General features: G+C 63.9%; 12 protein-coding genes. 6 read left to right on the top strand and 6 right to left on the bottom strand.

The window, feature by feature from the left end:
* Positions 1–67 precede the first annotated feature (67 nt).
* Entirely contained in the window at positions 68–2,299 is a 2,232-nt protein-coding gene (locus ACZCWR_RS01730) for a primosomal protein N' (RefSeq protein WP_487302030.1), read from the top strand.
* Between the two features lie 12 nt (positions 2,300–2,311).
* On the opposite strand, the gene ACZCWR_RS01725 is transcribed toward ACZCWR_RS01730, so the two are convergent.
* Complete coding sequence (locus tag ACZCWR_RS01725; protein WP_487302029.1) at positions 2,312–2,458, bottom strand: hypothetical protein; 147 nt, start codon at positions 2,456–2,458, stop codon at positions 2,312–2,314.
* A gap of 310 nt (positions 2,459–2,768) precedes the next feature.
* Between ACZCWR_RS01725 and putA the strand changes: the two genes are divergently transcribed.
* Both putA and ACZCWR_RS01715 read left to right on the top strand, forming a co-directional pair.
* Positions 2,769–6,695, top strand: a complete 3,927-nt coding sequence (putA, locus tag ACZCWR_RS01720) for a trifunctional transcriptional regulator/proline dehydrogenase/L-glutamate gamma-semialdehyde dehydrogenase (RefSeq protein ID WP_487302028.1) — start codon at positions 2,769–2,771, stop codon at positions 6,693–6,695.
* Between the two features lie 82 nt (positions 6,696–6,777).
* Positions 6,778–7,926 (top strand): branched-chain amino acid ABC transporter substrate-binding protein, encoded by a 1,149-nt coding sequence (locus ACZCWR_RS01715; RefSeq protein ID WP_487302027.1) that lies wholly within the window; start codon positions 6,778–6,780, stop codon positions 7,924–7,926.
* Positions 7,927–7,990: 64 nt separating this feature from the next.
* Here ACZCWR_RS01715 and ACZCWR_RS01710 read toward each other — a convergent pair whose 3' ends face one another.
* The 4 genes from ACZCWR_RS01710 to ACZCWR_RS01695 all read right to left on the bottom strand — a co-directional run bounded on the left by ACZCWR_RS01710 (position 7,991) and on the right by ACZCWR_RS01695 (position 11,614).
* Entirely contained in the window at positions 7,991–8,899 is a 909-nt protein-coding gene (locus ACZCWR_RS01710; RefSeq protein WP_487302026.1) for an NYN domain-containing protein, read from the bottom strand.
* Positions 8,900–9,023: 124 nt separating this feature from the next.
* On the bottom strand, positions 9,024–9,560 hold the full coding sequence (locus ACZCWR_RS01705; protein ID WP_487302025.1) for a cytochrome b/b6 domain-containing protein: 537 nt from the start codon (positions 9,558–9,560) through the stop codon (positions 9,024–9,026).
* The gene (locus tag ACZCWR_RS01700) at positions 9,557–9,829 is read right to left on the bottom strand and encodes a PepSY domain-containing protein (RefSeq protein ID WP_487302024.1); all 273 of its coding nucleotides are present in this window, start codon (positions 9,827–9,829) and stop codon (positions 9,557–9,559) included. Before ACZCWR_RS01700 ends, ACZCWR_RS01705 begins: the two co-directional genes overlap by 4 nt.
* A 78-nt stretch (positions 9,830–9,907) precedes the next feature.
* Complete coding sequence (locus ACZCWR_RS01695; protein ID WP_487302023.1) at positions 9,908–11,614, bottom strand: thiamine pyrophosphate-binding protein; 1,707 nt, start codon at positions 11,612–11,614, stop codon at positions 9,908–9,910.
* A 297-nt stretch (positions 11,615–11,911) separates the two neighbouring features.
* Between ACZCWR_RS01695 and flhF the strand changes: the two genes are divergently transcribed.
* From flhF to ACZCWR_RS01680, 3 genes are read left to right on the top strand one after another with little or no spacing between them, the layout of a single operon-like run.
* Positions 11,912–13,672, top strand: a complete 1,761-nt coding sequence (gene flhF / locus ACZCWR_RS01690; RefSeq protein ID WP_487302022.1) for a flagellar biosynthesis GTPase FlhF — start codon at positions 11,912–11,914, stop codon at positions 13,670–13,672.
* The gene (locus ACZCWR_RS01685) at positions 13,665–14,585 is read left to right on the top strand and encodes a MinD/ParA family ATP-binding protein (protein ID WP_487302021.1); all 921 of its coding nucleotides are present in this window, start codon (positions 13,665–13,667) and stop codon (positions 14,583–14,585) included. The genes flhF and ACZCWR_RS01685 overlap by 8 nt, the downstream gene beginning before the upstream one ends.
* Positions 14,586–14,604: 19 nt before the next feature.
* The gene (locus ACZCWR_RS01680) at positions 14,605–15,336 is read left to right on the top strand and encodes an RNA polymerase sigma factor FliA (RefSeq protein ID WP_487302020.1); all 732 of its coding nucleotides are present in this window, start codon (positions 14,605–14,607) and stop codon (positions 15,334–15,336) included.
* Between the two features lie 44 nt (positions 15,337–15,380).
* On the opposite strand, the gene ACZCWR_RS01675 is transcribed toward ACZCWR_RS01680, so the two are convergent.
* On the bottom strand, positions 15,381–16,475 hold the full coding sequence (locus ACZCWR_RS01675) for a diguanylate cyclase domain-containing protein (protein WP_487302019.1): 1,095 nt from the start codon (positions 16,473–16,475) through the stop codon (positions 15,381–15,383).
* Between the last annotated feature and the right edge of the window lie 129 nt (positions 16,476–16,604).

The raw sequence follows: 16,604 nt of genomic DNA, 5'->3' as shown, positions 1-16,604 counted from the left end.
TCGTGACGCTCAAACCGATTGCTCTGTCGGATGGCCTGCCAGCTTGCGCGTGGGGTCATTCTTGGCAATGAGCGAGCTATTCGTACGCGTCGCCATCGACCAGCCTGTGCCAGCGTTGTTTGATTACCGGTACGCGCTGGAGCGTGCGCCCTGTGTCGGCCAACTCGTGCAGGTGCCGTTCGGCCGTCGCGATGTGGTCGGGATGATCTGCGAGATCACCACATCGACCGATGTTCCCGCCGACAAACTGCGCTCCGTCGCCGTGCTGTGCCACGATTTGCCGCCGCTTTCCGCCGAGTGGGTCGCGCTTGCCGCGTTCGCCGCCGAGTACTACCAGCGTGGTTTGGGCGAAGTCGCGCTTCCGGCGCTTCCGCAGGCTTTGCGCGATGCATCGCGCTGGAATCGCCTGCTCGCCGTCGAACCGCATTACCATCTGCTGGCCGCCGGGCGCGAGAGTCTACCCGAAACGCTGCCCACGCGGGCAATCGCGTTGCGGCGTCTGGCGGACGCGCTCGCGGCACAACCGTCGCTGAGTCTGTCCGATGCCCGCGCGCTTCATCCCAAAGCCAGCGCCACGTTCGATGAATGGCTCGCGCGCGGATGGATCGAGCACGCGCCGCCGGAGCAACCGACCGCACCGGCAGCCGAAGCAACCGTCACGCTTCCCATCCTGACCGACGAACAACGCGCCGCCGTCGATGCCATTTCGAACGCGCAAGGCTTCGCGCCTTTCCTGCTGCACGGCGTGACCGGCAGCGGCAAGACCGAGGTCTATCTGCACGCACTGGCCGCGCTGCTCGCCGCGAAACCGAACGCGCAGGCGCTCGTTCTCGTGCCCGAAATCAACCTGACGCCGCAGTTCGAAGCCGCGTTCCGTGCGCGCTTCTCGGCGCTCGCGGCGGGTTCCATCGTCGCCATGCACAGCGGGCTGGCGGAGGGCGAACGCGCGCGCAACTGGCTGGCGGCGCATACGGGGAACGCGCGCATCGTGCTCGGCACGCGGTTGGCCATTCTCTCGTCGATGCCCGCGCTCGCGGCCATCGTCGTGGATGAGGAACACGATCCGGCGTACAAGCAGCAGGAAGGTCTGCGCTATTCCGCGCGCGATCTGGCGATCTACCGCGCGAAGCAACTGGACATACCGGTCGTGCTCGGATCGGCGACGCCGTCGCTCGAAAGCTGGTGGCAGGCGGAACAGGGACGCTACACGCGGCTGACGCTCACACGCCGCGCCGTCGCGGAGGCGGCGTTGCCCGCCGTGCGGCTGATCGATCTGGAAGACGAGCGGCGACGCGGACGCGCATCGGTCGAAGGTTTATCCGGCCCGTTGATCGCGGCGCTCAAATCGCGGCTGGAACGCGGCGAGCAAAGCCTCGTCTTCCTGAACCGGCGCGGCTACGCCCCGATTCTTTCGTGCGATGCCTGCGGTTGGGTCGCCGGCTGTCCGCGATGCAGCGCCTACGCCGTGCTCCACAAGCCCGAACGCACGCTGCGGTGTCATCACTGCGGCTGGGAAGCGCGCATTCCGAAGGCGTGTCCGGATTGCGGCAACATCGATATCGCGCCGATGGGACGCGGCACGCAACGCGTCGAGGAAACGCTCGCGAGCGTGGTGCCCGGCGCGCGCGTGCTGCGCATCGATGCCGACAGCACTCGCCGCAAAGGCAGCGCACAAGCCTTGTTTTCCGATGTCCACGCGGGCGAAGTCGATATCCTCGTCGGCACGCAGATGATCGCGAAGGGCCACGACTTCCGGCGCGTGACGCTCGTCGGCGTGCTGAACGCGGACACAGCACTGTTCTCGCACGATTTCCGCGCGGGCGAACGGCTGTTTTCGCAATTGATTCAGGTCAGCGGCCGCGCAGGCCGCGCCGGTTTGCCCGGCGAAGTGATGATCCAGACGCGCTATCCGCGTCACGCGCTATATCAGGCGTTGTCGCGTCAGGACTACGTGGGTTTCGCTGCTTCGACGCTCACCGAACGCCGGGACGCGCGCCTGCCGCCCTTCGTCTATCAGGCGATGCTGCGCGCAGAAGGCCGCACGCTGGATGTGGCGCTGGCGTTTCTGGAACAGGCGGCGGCGGCTTTTGCGCCGTTACCCGGCGCGGATCGCGTGACGGTGTACGACGCGGTGCCGCTCACCATCGTGAAAGTGTTCAACGTGCATCGCGCGCAGTTGTTGCTCGAAAGCGGATCGCGGGCCGCGCTGCAGTCTGCGCTGCGTGCGTGGCAACCGGCGCTGCGCTCGTTACGCGGCGTGCTGCGCTGGAATGTCGAAGTGGATCCGCTGGACGTCTGAGCGACGTATGTTTCAGTGACGCGACGGGTTGGCGCGCGCCGGCGCGAGTTCTTCTTCGCTCTCCGGACGATCGACGTGAGGCGATGCGCCGCGCACGAACAGCACCACGCAAAACGCGAACATCATCCAGACGCTGACAATCACCATCCAAGTGCTCATGTTTTTTTTCTCCCGATAACCGCGGTGGTCCTCCGCGTGAACTCGTCAACTGACGCGTCTTGCGTTTATATCGGCCGGGAGAAAGCATTAACGTAGGGTTTATCCCAAAAATATTTGCCTTAGGGAAACTACTAGGCGACAACCGCCATTTTCAAGCAGGTAGTGCACCGCGCAAAGCCTTATGGCATAAGGGTTCAAGATGGTGCAACCCTAGAGAAATTCTCGGTTGCACCTTTTATTACAGCGGGGTAGGATTCGCCAACTTTTCAGGTCCACGGCCGGGTAGGGACGACCGGCATACGAAGGAAACATGGCGAGCACAACCCTTGGCGTCAAAGTCGACGATCTGCTGCGCAACCGGCTGAAAGAAGCCGCGACGCGCCTCGAACGCACTCCGCACTGGCTCATCAAGCAGGCGATCTTCGCGTATCTCGAGCGCATCGAGCACGGGCAACTGCCGCCCGAGTTGACGGGCGCGAACGGATCGACGGAACTCGGTGAAACCTTGCCGACGGACAACGAAGGCGAAGGCGCGCCCACGCCGTTCCTCGACTTCGCGCAGAACGTGCAACCGCAATCGGTGCTGCGCGCGGCGATCACGGCGGCGTATCGACGGCCGGAGCCGGAGTGCGTGCCGTTTCTCATCGGGCAGGCGCGCTTGTCCGGCAACGTCGCCGCTGAAGCCGAAAAGCTCGCGACGCGGCTCGTCGAAGCGTTGCGCGCCAAGAGTTCGGGCGGCGGCGTCGAAGGGTTGATCCATGAGTTTTCGCTGTCGAGCCAGGAAGGCGTCGCGCTGATGTGCCTCGCCGAAGCGCTGCTGCGCATTCCCGACCGCGCCACGCGCGATGCGCTCATCCGCGACAAGATCAGCAAGGGCGACTGGCGTTCGCACATGGGACAAGCGCCGTCGCTGTTCGTGAATGCCGCGACCTGGGGTTTGATGATTACCGGCAAGCTCGTCACGACGAACAGCGAGGCCGGTTTGTCGTCCGCGCTGACGCGTTTGATCGGCCGCGGCGGCGAACCGCTGATCCGCAAAGGCGTGGACATGGCCATGCGTCTGATGGGCGAGCAGTTCGTCACCGGCGAAACCATTTCCGAAGCGCTCGCCAACAGCCGTAAATTCGAAGCGCGCGGCTTCCGCTACTCCTACGACATGCTCGGCGAAGCGGCCACCACGGAAGAAGACGCGCTGCGTTACTACGCGTCTTACGAGCAGGCGATTCACGCCATCGGCAAGGCGGCGGGCGGGCGCGGCATTTACGAAGGGCCGGGTATTTCGATCAAGCTGTCAGCGCTGCATCCGCGTTATTCGCGTTCGCAGCAGGAGCGCGCGATGAGCGAACTGCTGCCGCGCGTGAAGGCGCTGGCGCAACTCGCGCGGCGTTATGACATCGGTCTGAATATCGATGCGGAAGAAGCCGACCGCCTCGAAATCTCGCTCGATCTGCTCGAAGCGCTGTGCTTCGATCCCGAACTCGCGGGGTGGAACGGCATCGGCTTCGTCGTGCAGGCGTATCAGAAACGCTGTCCGTTCGTGATCGACTACCTCATCGATCTCGCGCGCCGCAGCCGTCATCGTTTGATGATCCGCCTCGTGAAAGGCGCGTACTGGGATTCGGAAATCAAGCGCGCGCAGGTCGATGGGCTGGAAGGCTATCCCGTCTACACGCGCAAGATCTACACCGACATTTCTTATCTTGCTTGCGCTAAAAAACTGCTCGGCGCGCCGGATGCCGTCTATCCGCAATTCGCGACGCACAACGCCTACACGCTGTCCGCCATCTATCACCTCGCGGGCCAGAACTACTATCCCGGCCAGTACGAGTTCCAGTGTTTGCATGGCATGGGCGAGCCGCTTTACGAGGAAGTGACGGGCCGCGACAAGCTCAATCGTCCGTGCCGCGTGTATGCGCCGGTCGGCACGCACGAAACGCTGCTCGCGTATCTCGTGCGCCGCCTGCTCGAAAACGGCGCGAATACGTCGTTCGTGAACCGTATCGCCGATGAAACCGTGCCCGTGAAGGAACTCGTGCGCGATCCGATCGACGAAGCGCAGGCCATCGCACCGCTCGGTGCGCCGCACGCAAAGATTCCGTTGCCGCGTCAGTTGTACGGCGACGAGCGTCTCAATTCGATGGGCCTCGATCTGTCGAACGAGCATCGGCTGGCGTCGCTGTCGTCCGCGTTGCTGGCGAGTGCGAATCATCCGTGGCGCGCGGAACCGATGCTCGAAGGCGAGACAAACGGCAACGGCGCACCGCGCGATATCCGCAATCCCGCCGATCTGCGCGATCTGGTGGGCACGGTGGTGGAGGCATCGCCCGAACAAGTGAGCGCGGCGCTGTCGAACGCGGTCGCCGCCGCGCCGATCTGGCAGGCCACGCCCGTCGATGACCGCGCGGATTGCCTCGCGCGCGCCGCCGATCTGCTCGAAGCGCAAATGCACACGCTCATGGGGCTTGTCGTGCGCGAAGCGGGCAAGTCGCTGCCGAACGCGGTCGCCGAGATTCGCGAGGCCATCGATTTCCTGCGCTACTACTCCGCGCAGATTCGCGGCGAGTTTTCGAACGATACGCATCGGCCGCTGGGTCCGGTGGTGTGCATCAGCCCGTGGAATTTCCCGCTCGCGATCTTCATGGGGCAAGTCGCCGCCGCGCTGGCCGCGGGCAATCCGGTGCTCGCGAAACCCGCCGAACAAACGCCGCTGATCGCCGCGCAAGCCGTGCGCATTCTGCGCGAAGCGGGCGTGCCCTCGGGCGCGGTGCAACTCCTGCCGGGCGATGGCGAAACGGTCGGATCAGCGCTCGTCGCGGACCCGCGCACGCGCGCCGTCATGTTTACCGGCTCGACCGAAGTCGCGCGGCTCATCAACAAGACGCTGTCCGAACGGCTCGATTCCGATGGCCGCCCGATTCCGCTGATCGCCGAAACCGGCGGCCAGAACGCGATGATCGTCGATTCGTCCGCGCTCGCGGAACAAGTCGTCGCGGACGTGCTCCAGTCATCGTTCGATTCGGCCGGTCAGCGTTGCTCGGCGCTGCGCGTGCTTTGCCTTCAGGACGATATCGCCGACCGCACGCTCGAAATGCTCACCGGCGCGATGAACCAACTCGCCGTGGGCAACCCCGATCGTCTGTCGATCGATGTCGGTCCGGTGATCGACGGCGACGCGCGCAGCGGCATCGATGCGCACATCGCCGGGATGCGCGACAAGGGCCGCAAGGTCACGCAACTCGACATGCCCGAAGCCTGCGCGCAAGGCACCTTCGTGCCGCCGACGCTGATCGAGCTCGATGGTATCGACGAACTGAAGCGCGAGGTCTTCGGGCCGGTGCTCCATGTGATCCGTTATCGCCGCGCCAACCTTGATAAACTCCTCGACCAAATTCGGGCGACGGGTTATGGGCTGACGCTCGGTATTCATACGCGCATCGACGAGACCATCGCGCATGTGATCGCGCGGGCGCATGTGGGCAACATCTACGTGAACCGGAACGTGATCGGCGCGGTCGTCGGCGTGCAGCCGTTCGGCGGCGAAGGGCTGTCTGGCACGGGGCCGAAAGCGGGCGGCGCGCTGTATCTGCAACGTCTGCTCGCCAAGCGTCCGACCGGTTTGCCGAAGTCGCTCGCCAGCACGTTGATGGTGGATAAAGCGGCATCGAAGGATGCACCCGCGACCGCGCTCACCGCGCTGCGCGACTGGGCCATCGGCGAGCGCGATCCGCACACCGCCGCGCGCTGCGATGGTTACCTGCAACACGTGCTCGCTGGCGCGACCGCCGTGCTGTCCGGCCCGACCGGCGAGCGCAACACCTACACGCTCGGCGCGCGCGGCACGGTGCTGTGCGTCGCGGCAACGCCGAGCGGCGCGCGCGCTCAGTTCGCTGCCGTCCTGGCGACAGGCAACCGCGCGCTGTTCTTCGGCTCGGCCGGAGAGCAACTGGCGGCGGCGTTACCGGCATCGCTCAAGCCTTATGCCGGTGTCCGCAAAGCCGGTGAAGACTTCGATGCCGTGCTGTTCGAAGGCGACAGCGACGAATTGCTGTCGCTGGTGAAGGAAGTCGCCAAGCGTCCGGGGCCGATCGTATCGGTGCAGGGCGTGGCGGCGGGCACGTTCGCCGACGCTGGCCACGACGGCGAGGACTACGCGCTCGAACGTCTGCTGACGGAACGCTCGGTGAGCGTGAACACGGCGGCGGCGGGCGGCAATGCGAATTTGATGACGATCGGTTGATCCGGCAGATTCATTACAAGCGGCGGCAGGCACGGCGACCCCGGCACACGCTGCCATTCACACTGGTGTATTAGGAGAAGCTATGAAGCACACGATGACCAAGCTGGCAGCAGCCCTGACGCTCGCCGGCCTGTCCTTCGCGGGGACCGCGTTCGCCCAACAGGCAGAAGATGTGAAGGTCGGTTTTGCCGCACCGTTGACGGGCGCGCAGGCGCACTACGGCAAGGACATGGAAAACGGCATCACGCTGGCGATCGAGGACTTCAACGCGACCAAGCCGGTGATCGGCGGCAAGCCGGTTCGCATCGTGCTGGATTCGGCGGACGATCAGGCCGACCCGCGCACCGGCACGACCGTGGCGCAGCGCCTCGTCGATGACGGCATCAAGGGCATGCTTGGCCACTTCAACTCGGGCACGACCATTCCGGCCTCGCGCATCTACGCGAACGCGGGCATTCCCGAAATCGCTATGGCGACCGCGCCGGAATACACCACGCAGGGCTTCAAGACCGCGTTCCGCATGATGACCTCCGACACGCAGCAAGGCTCGGTCGCGGGCGAGTTCGCGGTGAAGAACCTGAAGGTCAAGAAGATCGCCATCGTCGATGACCGCACGGCTTACGGCCAAGGTCTCGCGGACCAGTTCGAGAAGGCGGCGAAGGCGGCGGGCGGGAACATCGTCGATCGCGAATTCACGAACGACAAGGCCGTGGACTTCAAGGCGATTCTCACCAAGATCAAGTCGATGAACCCGGACCTCGTGTACTACGGCGGCGCGGATTCGCAAGCCGGCCCGATGGCCAAGCAAATGAAGTCGCTCGGCTTCCGCGCGCCGCTGATGGCGGGCGAAATGGTCAAGACGGACACGTTCATCAAGATCGCGGGTGACGCGTCGGAAGGCACGGTGGCGTCGCTCGCCGGCCTGCCGATGAACGAAATGCCGGGCGGCGCGGACTATCAGGCGAAGTACAAGAAGCGCTTCAACGAGGACGTCGAAACGTACTCGCCGTACGCCTACGACGGCGCCATGGCCATGTTCAACGCCATGAAGGCCGCCAACTCGACCGACCCGGCGAAGTATCTTCCGGCGCTGGCGAAGACCGACATGCAGGGCGTGACGGCCAAGCACCTGGCCTATGACTCGAAGGGCGATCTGAAGAACGGCGGCATCACGCTGTACAAGGTCGTCGGCGGCAAGTGGACGACGCTGCAGAGCGTGGGCGGGAAGTAAGCTTCGGTTTCCCGAGTAGTTCAAAAATGGCCCGGTTCGCGAACGCGACCGGGCCGTTTTTGCATCAGGACTGAGACGTTCTCCTGACTTTCGAGGCAGTGGCGCTTTTCTCGTTATCGGGACCGGCGAGAAAGCTGACTTCCATGCCGCGTTCCAGTTCGTCGGGCGAGGCGTCGTCCAGCGTCACATAACGAAAGTACACGTTCTTTTCGAAGCCTTCCGCTCTGATAAAGCCGAAGTGCTCGCCAAGATTCTCGATGTACCCGATGTGCCACGCCGTCTCGGCCGCTTCGCTGGACAGCTTTTGCTCCCGTTGGCGCTGGAACAGGCCGCTCAAGACTTCGCGCTCTTTTCCCTGCGCGTTGTCCATGTCGTCGATGACCTCGGACATGATGACGGGATAGCTCACCTCTCTGAGCAACATCTGGCTGGGGCGCGTTTCGCGGGCGGGCTGGTCATCGTTCTGGTAGGAAATGAGCCAGTTCAGCGCCATGACGCGCGTGCCGAGTGTCTTGAGCTTGCGCACGAGCGGGATATAGTCGCTGTCGCTCGCGATCAGCACGATGACGTCGAATTTCTTGTAGATGGCGAGTTCGAAGGCTTCCAAAGCCAGCCACACGTCAATGCCTTTTTCCTTGCCGACGAAGTTCATCGGCAGATGATGCGCCATGACGTTTTCGCGCATGAGAATATCGTCGAGCACGCGGTCTTTGTAGAAGGCTTCGACGCCTTTCTCCTTCGTCTTTTGCGCGGAGAACCGGCCGCGAAAGTAATGCGCGTCGATCACGTGACAGTTGTTCATGTCGACGCGCTCGCCCTCTGCCACTCTGTACCGAATGTATTCGTGAAGGCCGGGAATGGAAATCCGGCTTTTCTTCTCGTGCTTGTGTACGTAGAACCTGCTGATCAGATCAAAGTAATTGCCGTCATAAAAGACGCCGATCTTCGTCAATTGACGGGCGGTGTGAGGCATCGCGCGAACGCTCCTGTTTTCGATGAGATGCGCGTTCGTGAATGACGCGCTGACTCGATTATCGAAAGCGGTTGCGTGCGTCGGATAGTGGCAAATGCTGAATTAAAACTGTCATCAGGCAGATTTATTCGGGCGCTTTCTTGCCTCGCTTGAAGCCCGTCAGCATTGCGCCGATAAGATTTTCGCGCGTCCACACACTCATCAGAAGCGCCGCCGCCACGTGCACGCACACGCACACTTCGATGCCGACCGCGAGCCACGCGTGAACCGCTTGCGGCCAGTCTTCGCCCCAGAAGGCATCGAGCCGCATGATCCAGCCGGACACAGCGAGCGCGAGAATCAGCAGCCACAGCACAATGGCCATCGCGCCGCCGAGCGGATTGTGCGAAAGGTGATGAAGCGGCCTGCCCGCAGCAAGCGAACGAACATAGCCGATTAAGTGCGATGGCCCAGGCCACCACGCAGCGAACCGTGCGTGCTCCGTGCCGACGAAACCCCAAAGCACACGCAGCAGCACGAGCGCCGCCGCGACATACCCAAGCAGTCGATGCGTGGAATCCGTCGGCCCGAACAGATTCCACAGCACGATCCCCGCGACGGCCCAGTGCGTGAGCCGCACGACGCCATCCCACACCTTCACGCGCGCTGCGTGCAGGCTCATTCCACTTCCGATTTCACGACCGCCAGCGTCTTGGCGTCGTAATAGATCTCGACCTTCTTGCCGTTCTTGTCGTGCCCGTAGATTTCGTAGCAGTTGCCATCGACCTTGAACTTGCGGATCTTGTAGCCCTGCGATTCGAGTTGCGCGCGGGCATCGGATTCCTTCATCCATTCGGCTTTCGGATGCGCGGTGCAATCCGCTTTCGCGTGAACCGCGCCCGAAAAAGCCGATAAGGTCAACAACGACGACAACGCCACAATCTTAAGCATCGCTAACTCCCGGTGGTAGTGAGCGGATCACTCTACTTCCATCGAAAGTCGATTGCAAGCAAGTGGAAAGGATTGCGCTTATCGCTTCCCTTGCTGGCGAATCTGTTCGAGCGTCGCGGCTGGCGTGCTCTGCTCTTGCGGCACACGAATCTCGATGACCGCAGGCAACCCCGACGCCACCGCGCGCTCGAACGCGGGCATGAAGTCAGCCGTCGTCTCGACGAGTTCGCCATGCGCGCCGAACGAACGCGCATACGCCGCGAAATCCGGGTTCGTCAGCCCGGTTCCATGCACGCGATTCGGATAATGCCGCTCCTGATGCATGCGAATGGTGCCGAACTGCGCGTTGTTCACCACGATGAAGATCACCGCCAGCCCATACTGCATGGCCGTGGCGAGTTCGTGGCTCGACATCATGAAGCAGCCGTCGCCCGCAAAGGCAATCACCGTGCGCTCGGGATACAGCGACTTCGCCGCGATGGCCGCAGGCACGCCGTAGCCCATCGCGCCGCTCGTCGGCGCGACTTGCGAGCGATAGTGCCGATACGAATAGTGCCGATGCAGCCACGTCGCGTAATTGCCCGCGCCGTTGGTGAGGATCGAATCGGCCGGAATGAGCTCCGCGAGTTGTCGCATGATTTCGCCGAGTTGCACATCGCCGAGCATCGGGCGCGGCTTGCGCCATTCGAGATACGACGCATGCGCGGCTTCCGCCTCGCCCGCCCACGCAACGTTTGCAGGCGGTTGGAGCGCCGCCAGCAGCGACGCGATTTCCGGCATGCCGGAGACGATCGGCAGATCCGCGCTATACACGCGCCCGAGTTCCTCCGCGCCCTGATGAACGTGGATGAGCGTCTGCTTCGGCTTCGGGATGTCGATGAGCGTGTAGCCGCCCGTCGTCGATTCGCCCATGCGCGGGCCGAGCACGAACAGCACATCGGCATCACGCACGCGCGCGGCGAGCGCCGGATTGATGCCGAGCCCGACATCGCCCGCGTAATTCGGATGCTCGTTGTCCAGTGTGTCCTGATAGCGGAACGCACAGCCCGCAGGCAACTGCCAGCGTTCGACGAAGCGCGCGAAATCCTGCGTCGCCTGCGCGCTCCAGCCGCTTCCGCCCGCGATCACGAAGGGCTTTTTCGCCTGCGCGAGCAGTTCACGCACACGCTCCATTTGCGCCGATGACGGTGACGCCGCCACACGCTGATAACGCGGCGCGGGCGGCGCGGCCGGGACCGCTTCGGTGAGCATATCCTCCGGCAGCGCCAACACGACCGGCCCCGGTCGGCCCGACGTCGCCACATGAAACGCGTGACTCATGTATTCGGGCACGCGTCGCGGATCGTCGATCTGCGCGACCCACTTCGCCATCTGCCCGAACATGCGGCGATAGTCGATCTCCTGAAACGCTTCCCGATCCATATGGTCGCGGGCGCATTGACCGATCAGCAGGATCATCGGCGTGGAGTCCTGAAAAGCCGTGTGCACGCCGATGGAGGCATGCGTCGCGCCCGGCCCGCGCGTAACGATGGCGACGCCCGGCCGCCCCGTCAGCTTGCCGACGGCTTCGGCCATGTTCGCCGCGCCCGCTTCGTGGCGGCAGACGATCGTCTGAATCTGGCAGGTTTCGTCGTGCAGGGAATCGAGCACCGCGAGAAAGCTCTCGCCGGGCACGCAGAACACGCGTTCGACACCGTGATGAACGAGCGCATCGACGACGAGACGCGCGCCGGTGGTCTGGCATTCGGAACTGGACGGGGCAGCGGAAGGAACAGCGGACGCCATGCAGGAAGTCTCCATTAAGTACGCCGGAAGTCCTCAACTTTACGCTTTAGGTCCCGTCCCGCGCACGCGCGAAGTTCGGAATCTTTTGCCGCTTGCTCTCAAGTTTTGGGGGTTCACGCCGCCCGCCGCCGTTTCTTCGGTTTCCATCGAGCGAAATACCCCGTTTTCCCACCCCTTATCCGCCGATAGTCGCCTTCCGTTGTTCGCAATAATGCTTTCACTGACAAGCGGCTGACGAAATGAAGCAAGCGTTACCCGCCATGCAACGAACGCAGTATTTCCTCATCGGGGGCTAGTTTGAACATTCGTAAATTCATCGGCGCGAACAGCCGTGACGCACTGCGCCAGGTTCGTGAAGCGCTCGGCCCCGATGCCGCGGTGCTGTCGAATCGCACGATGGATGATGGCTCGGTCGAAATCGTCGCGGTCGCGGAAAGCGATCTGGCCACGATCTCGCCCGCGCCGATGACGACGATCGAGCCGCCCGCCGTGTTCGCCAGCGCCACGCCGCGCGCCGCGCTCGCTCAGGCCGCCGCCGCAGCCGCCGCGAAGCACGCGGTCAACGCCAACGCGAACCCCTACGCCAGCGGCGATGTGTTCTCCTCCGTGTTCGGCGCGAACAACGACGCCAAGGAAGCACCGAGCGACGAATCGCGCACGATGGCCGATACCAACCCGTGGCTGATCGAGCACGCGAAGCGCATCGCGCAGCAGGCTGCAGCTTCGACGCCGACGACGCGCCCGCTTTCGCCGTCCGCCGCCATCGCGCGCGGCATGGGCGCGCCGGTGCCGGCCAAGCCCGCCGAACTACCGCTGCCGCCCGTTCCCGCCGCCGAGAAGGAAGCCGCGCCGGAAGCGCCGCGCGCTCAGACGCCGGTGCAGAACAAGCCCGCTGCATCGCAGAAAGTCGATACGCCGGAATGGGCGCGCGAGGCCGCGCAAGTCGCCGCCCGCCGCGCCGCGCAAAAGATCAACGCCGAAAGCCAAGCGCCGAAGGAAGCGCAAGGCCAGTTCGACGGCCTGCCCGCGAACGCCGCCGCCGCCGTCACGGATGCCATCCGCACACGCATGGAACAGCTCGTCAACGAAACGGTGATGAACGAGTTGTCCTCGATGCGCGGCATGATGGAAGAGCACTTCGCCGGTCTGATGTGGGGCGACCGCCAGCGCCGCAGCCCGCTGAACGGCGCGGTCACCAAGCGCCTGTTCGCCTCCGGTTTTTCTGCGCAGATGGTGCGCATGATCGTCGACAACATGCCGGAGATGGCGAACTTCGAAGCGGCGTTCGAGTGGGTGCAGCAAGTCATCGAATCGAATCTGCCGGTGATGGACAGCGAAGACGCGCTGATGGAACGCGGCGGCGTGTTCGCGCTGATGGGCCCGACGGGCGTCGGCAAGACCACGACCACGGCCAAGCTCGCCGCGCGCTGCGTGATGCGCTTCGGCGCCAGCAAGGTCGCGCTGCTCACGACGGACAGCTACCGGATCGGCGCGCACGAACAACTGCGCATCTTCGGCAAGATTCTCGGCGTGTCGTGCCATGCGGTGAAGGACGGCGCGGACCTGCAACTCGCGCTCTCCGAGCTTCGCAACAAACATATCGTGCTGATCGACACCATCGGCATGAGCCAGCGCGACCGCATGGTCGCCGACCAGATCGCCATGCTGTGCGGCGCGGGTCAGCCGGTGCAACGCATCCTGCTGCTCAACGCGACGAGCCACGGCGACACGCTCAACGAAGTGGTGCAGGCGTATCAAAGCACCGCCGACCAGCCGCCGCTCGCGGGCTGCATCCTCACCAAGCTGGATGAAGCGACCAACCTGGGCGGCGTGCTCGATACGGTCATCCGCTACAAGATGCCGGTGCATTACGTTTCGACCGGACAGAAAGTGCCCGAGAACCTCTACGTCGCCACGCGTCGCTTCCTCATCAAGAGCGCGTTCTGCATTCCGCGCGACGGTTCGCCCTTCGTGCCGCACGACGAAGAAGTCCCGGCGCTCCTCTCCGCGCTTTCCGCGCGCGCCACGACCGAACTGTATGGAGTGCACTTTGGATAAGTTCGTTCTCGACCAGGCGGAAGGGCTGAGAAGGTTGTTGACGCGTTCGGGTTCGCGCGTCGTGGCGGTGGTCGGTGGCCCGTCGGGCATCGGCTGCACATCGACGGTGGTGAATCTCGGCGCCGCGCTCGCCGCGCATGGCAAGGATGTGCTCGTGATCGACGAGCGGCAGGTTCCCGGCTCGGTGAGCGAATTGTCGGGCGTGCCCACCACGGGTGCGTTCGCGGCGGTGATGTCGGGCCGTCGCACGGTGACGGAAGCGCTCACGCGCACGCCGCTGGGTTTCTCGCTGATTTCGGCGCCGCGCGATGAGCGCATCAGCCACGACGCCGCGCAATGCCGCGCGCTGCTCGACGGCCCCGCCGACATCGTGCTGATCGATGCGCAACTCGATCGCAGCGGCGCGCTCTCGTCGCTGGCGGCGCAGGCGCATGACTATCTGATGGTGACGCGGGTGGCCGCGTCGGCGATCACCGAGGCGTATGCGTGCATGAAGCGCATGCACTACGCCCACGCGATCGGCCAGTTCCGCGTGCTCATCAATCACGTGCAGAACGAAGCCGACGCAGCGGTCGCGTTCGAGAATTTGTCGGGCGTCGCAAGCCGGTATCTGGCTGTGTCGCTCGTGCAGGCAGGGTATGTGTCCGAGGATGCGCGCGTCACTCGGGCAAAGGAACTCTCGCGCTGCGCGGTGGAAGCGTTCCCGGCCACGGCCGCGGCGCGTGACTATCGCCGGATCGCGGCAGAGCTTCTGTTCTGGCCGATGCATCCCGCGCAATATGTGCGCGCCGCATCGCTCGGCCAGCAAGACGCGCGTACTTCGTTTGGCGACACTGACCAAGGCGGAACGGGGGCGGCGCATCGCGTGGATGCGCTTTCCGATCATGCAATGAGCAGCACGGCGTCGATGTGACTAAGTTAAGGTGATCAGGATGTATAACGCCAAAGGTAAGCTCTCACAGAACGATGTGCTCACGAAGTACGCACCGCTCGTTCGACGTCTGGGACTTCAGCTCGTTGCCAAGATGCCGGCGAGCGTCGATCTGGACGATTTGATTCAGGCAGGCATGATCGGCCTCATGGATGCGGCAAGCCGCTACAAGGAAGATCAGGGCGCGCAATTCGAAACGTACGCGAGCCAGCGCATTCGCGGCGCGATGCTCGACGAACTCCGCGCCAACGACTGGCTCCCGCGCAGCATGCGCAAGACCTCGCGCGAAGTGGAATCCGCTGTGCACAAGGTCGAGCAGAACCTCGGCCGCTCCGCCAGCGAAACCGAAATCGCCGAACACATGAACCTGCCGCTCGACGAATATCAGTCGATGCTTCAGGACTTGCACGGCAGCCAGTTGATCTACTACGAAGACTTCGATCGTTCCGCGGACGACGAGCCGTTCCTCGACCGTTATTGCGTCGATCGTTCGGACCCGCTCTCGGCGCTGCTTGACGATAGTCTGCGCGGTGCGCTGATCGAGGCCATCGACAAGCTGCCCGAGCGCGAAAAGCTGCTGATGAGCCTGTATTACGAGAAGGGTTTGAATCTGCGCGAAATCGGCGCGGTGATGGAAGTGAGCGAATCGCGCGTGTGCCAGTTGCATAGCCAGGCGGTGGCGCGGTTGCGCTCGAAGCTGCGCGAACAGTCGTGGACCAGCGCGGAAGTTTGAGCTTGCTGGTGACGCGGATGTCCTGAACGGGCATCCGCGTTTTTTCATGCCGTTTCGAAGTCGCGCGTTTCGGCGAAGACCGTCTTGCCTTCGCCGAGGCTCTTGGCGCGATACATCGCGCGGTCGGCGGCGCGCAGCACCGCGCTCATGTCGGCTTCGCGCACGTTCGCGGCGCTCGCCAGCAGACACGCGCCGATGCTCGCCGATACCGACACCGGCCGCTCCTGCACGGTCGTGATCGTGGCGAGCGACGAATGCACGGCATCGGCGACGGCGAGCACGGCGCTTCGATCACGCACATTGCGCGCGAGCACGACGAATTCATCGCCGCCGAGGCGCGCGATGGTGTCCGTGTGGCGCATGCCGCGCCCGAGCGAATGCGCGAACGACTGCAACAGCATGTCGCCGACGGCGTGACCGTAGGTGTCGTTCACTTCCTTGAAACCGTCGAGGTCGATCAGCAGCAGCGCGGAGGCATCGCTTGAAGTGGAATCGTCGGCTTTCATCGACGTATTGACGATGCGTTCCAGCGCGTAGCGGTTGCAGAGTCCTGTGAGCGGGTCCGTCGATGCCTGCCGCGCGAGATCGCGATTGGCGTTGCCCAGCCGATCGACCAGCACGCTCAGATACACCGACGCACCGAGCACACTGAGCGCAAGCCCGATGGCCGCAGGCCGGTTCGCGCTCCACCACGGCTGCCACATCGCGAGTAGGGCGACGACGATCAGCGCCGTCGCGCAGGACACGAACAGCGTGCGCTTGCCGTAACGGCATCCCGCGCCGATGAGAAACCAGAACACGACCCAGAGCAAGGGCAACGCGACCGCGCCGCCGACGCCGAGCAACATGCCGAGCAAGGCCTGATCCGCGACGGTCGTGATGAGAAGCCGCACGCGCGACGGCGTATTCATGCGGCTCACGATAAGCAAGGTCAGCGCGCCATAACACACATAAAGCGCGATCAGCCGCGTCACCAGCGATGCATCGTGCGACGGCACGCGCCACGCGAAAATCCAGTACGCCACCAGCACCGCCGCGCCCATGCCGACCCGCAACGTGGCCTGCTCGCGTTCCGGGTTGCGGGGTTCGCTCCATGTGAACCCATGCGGCCGGCGAGCCGCGTGATGCGCCTGCTCCATTCTCGATCCCCTGCGTACTGATTTTTTTCGTTGGCCCCGTCGCGCGGCTTGTCTCGTATTTTGCTACTTTTTGCGATAAACCTGTGTTTCGGGTTAGAACGTAAGTCTTGGTTAACGGCGGTCTTTCTC

The organism is Caballeronia sp. A2-2, assembly GCF_057612605.2.
Note: the sequence above shows the minus strand (reverse complement) of the source record. Positions and strands in the feature narration are given on the sequence as shown.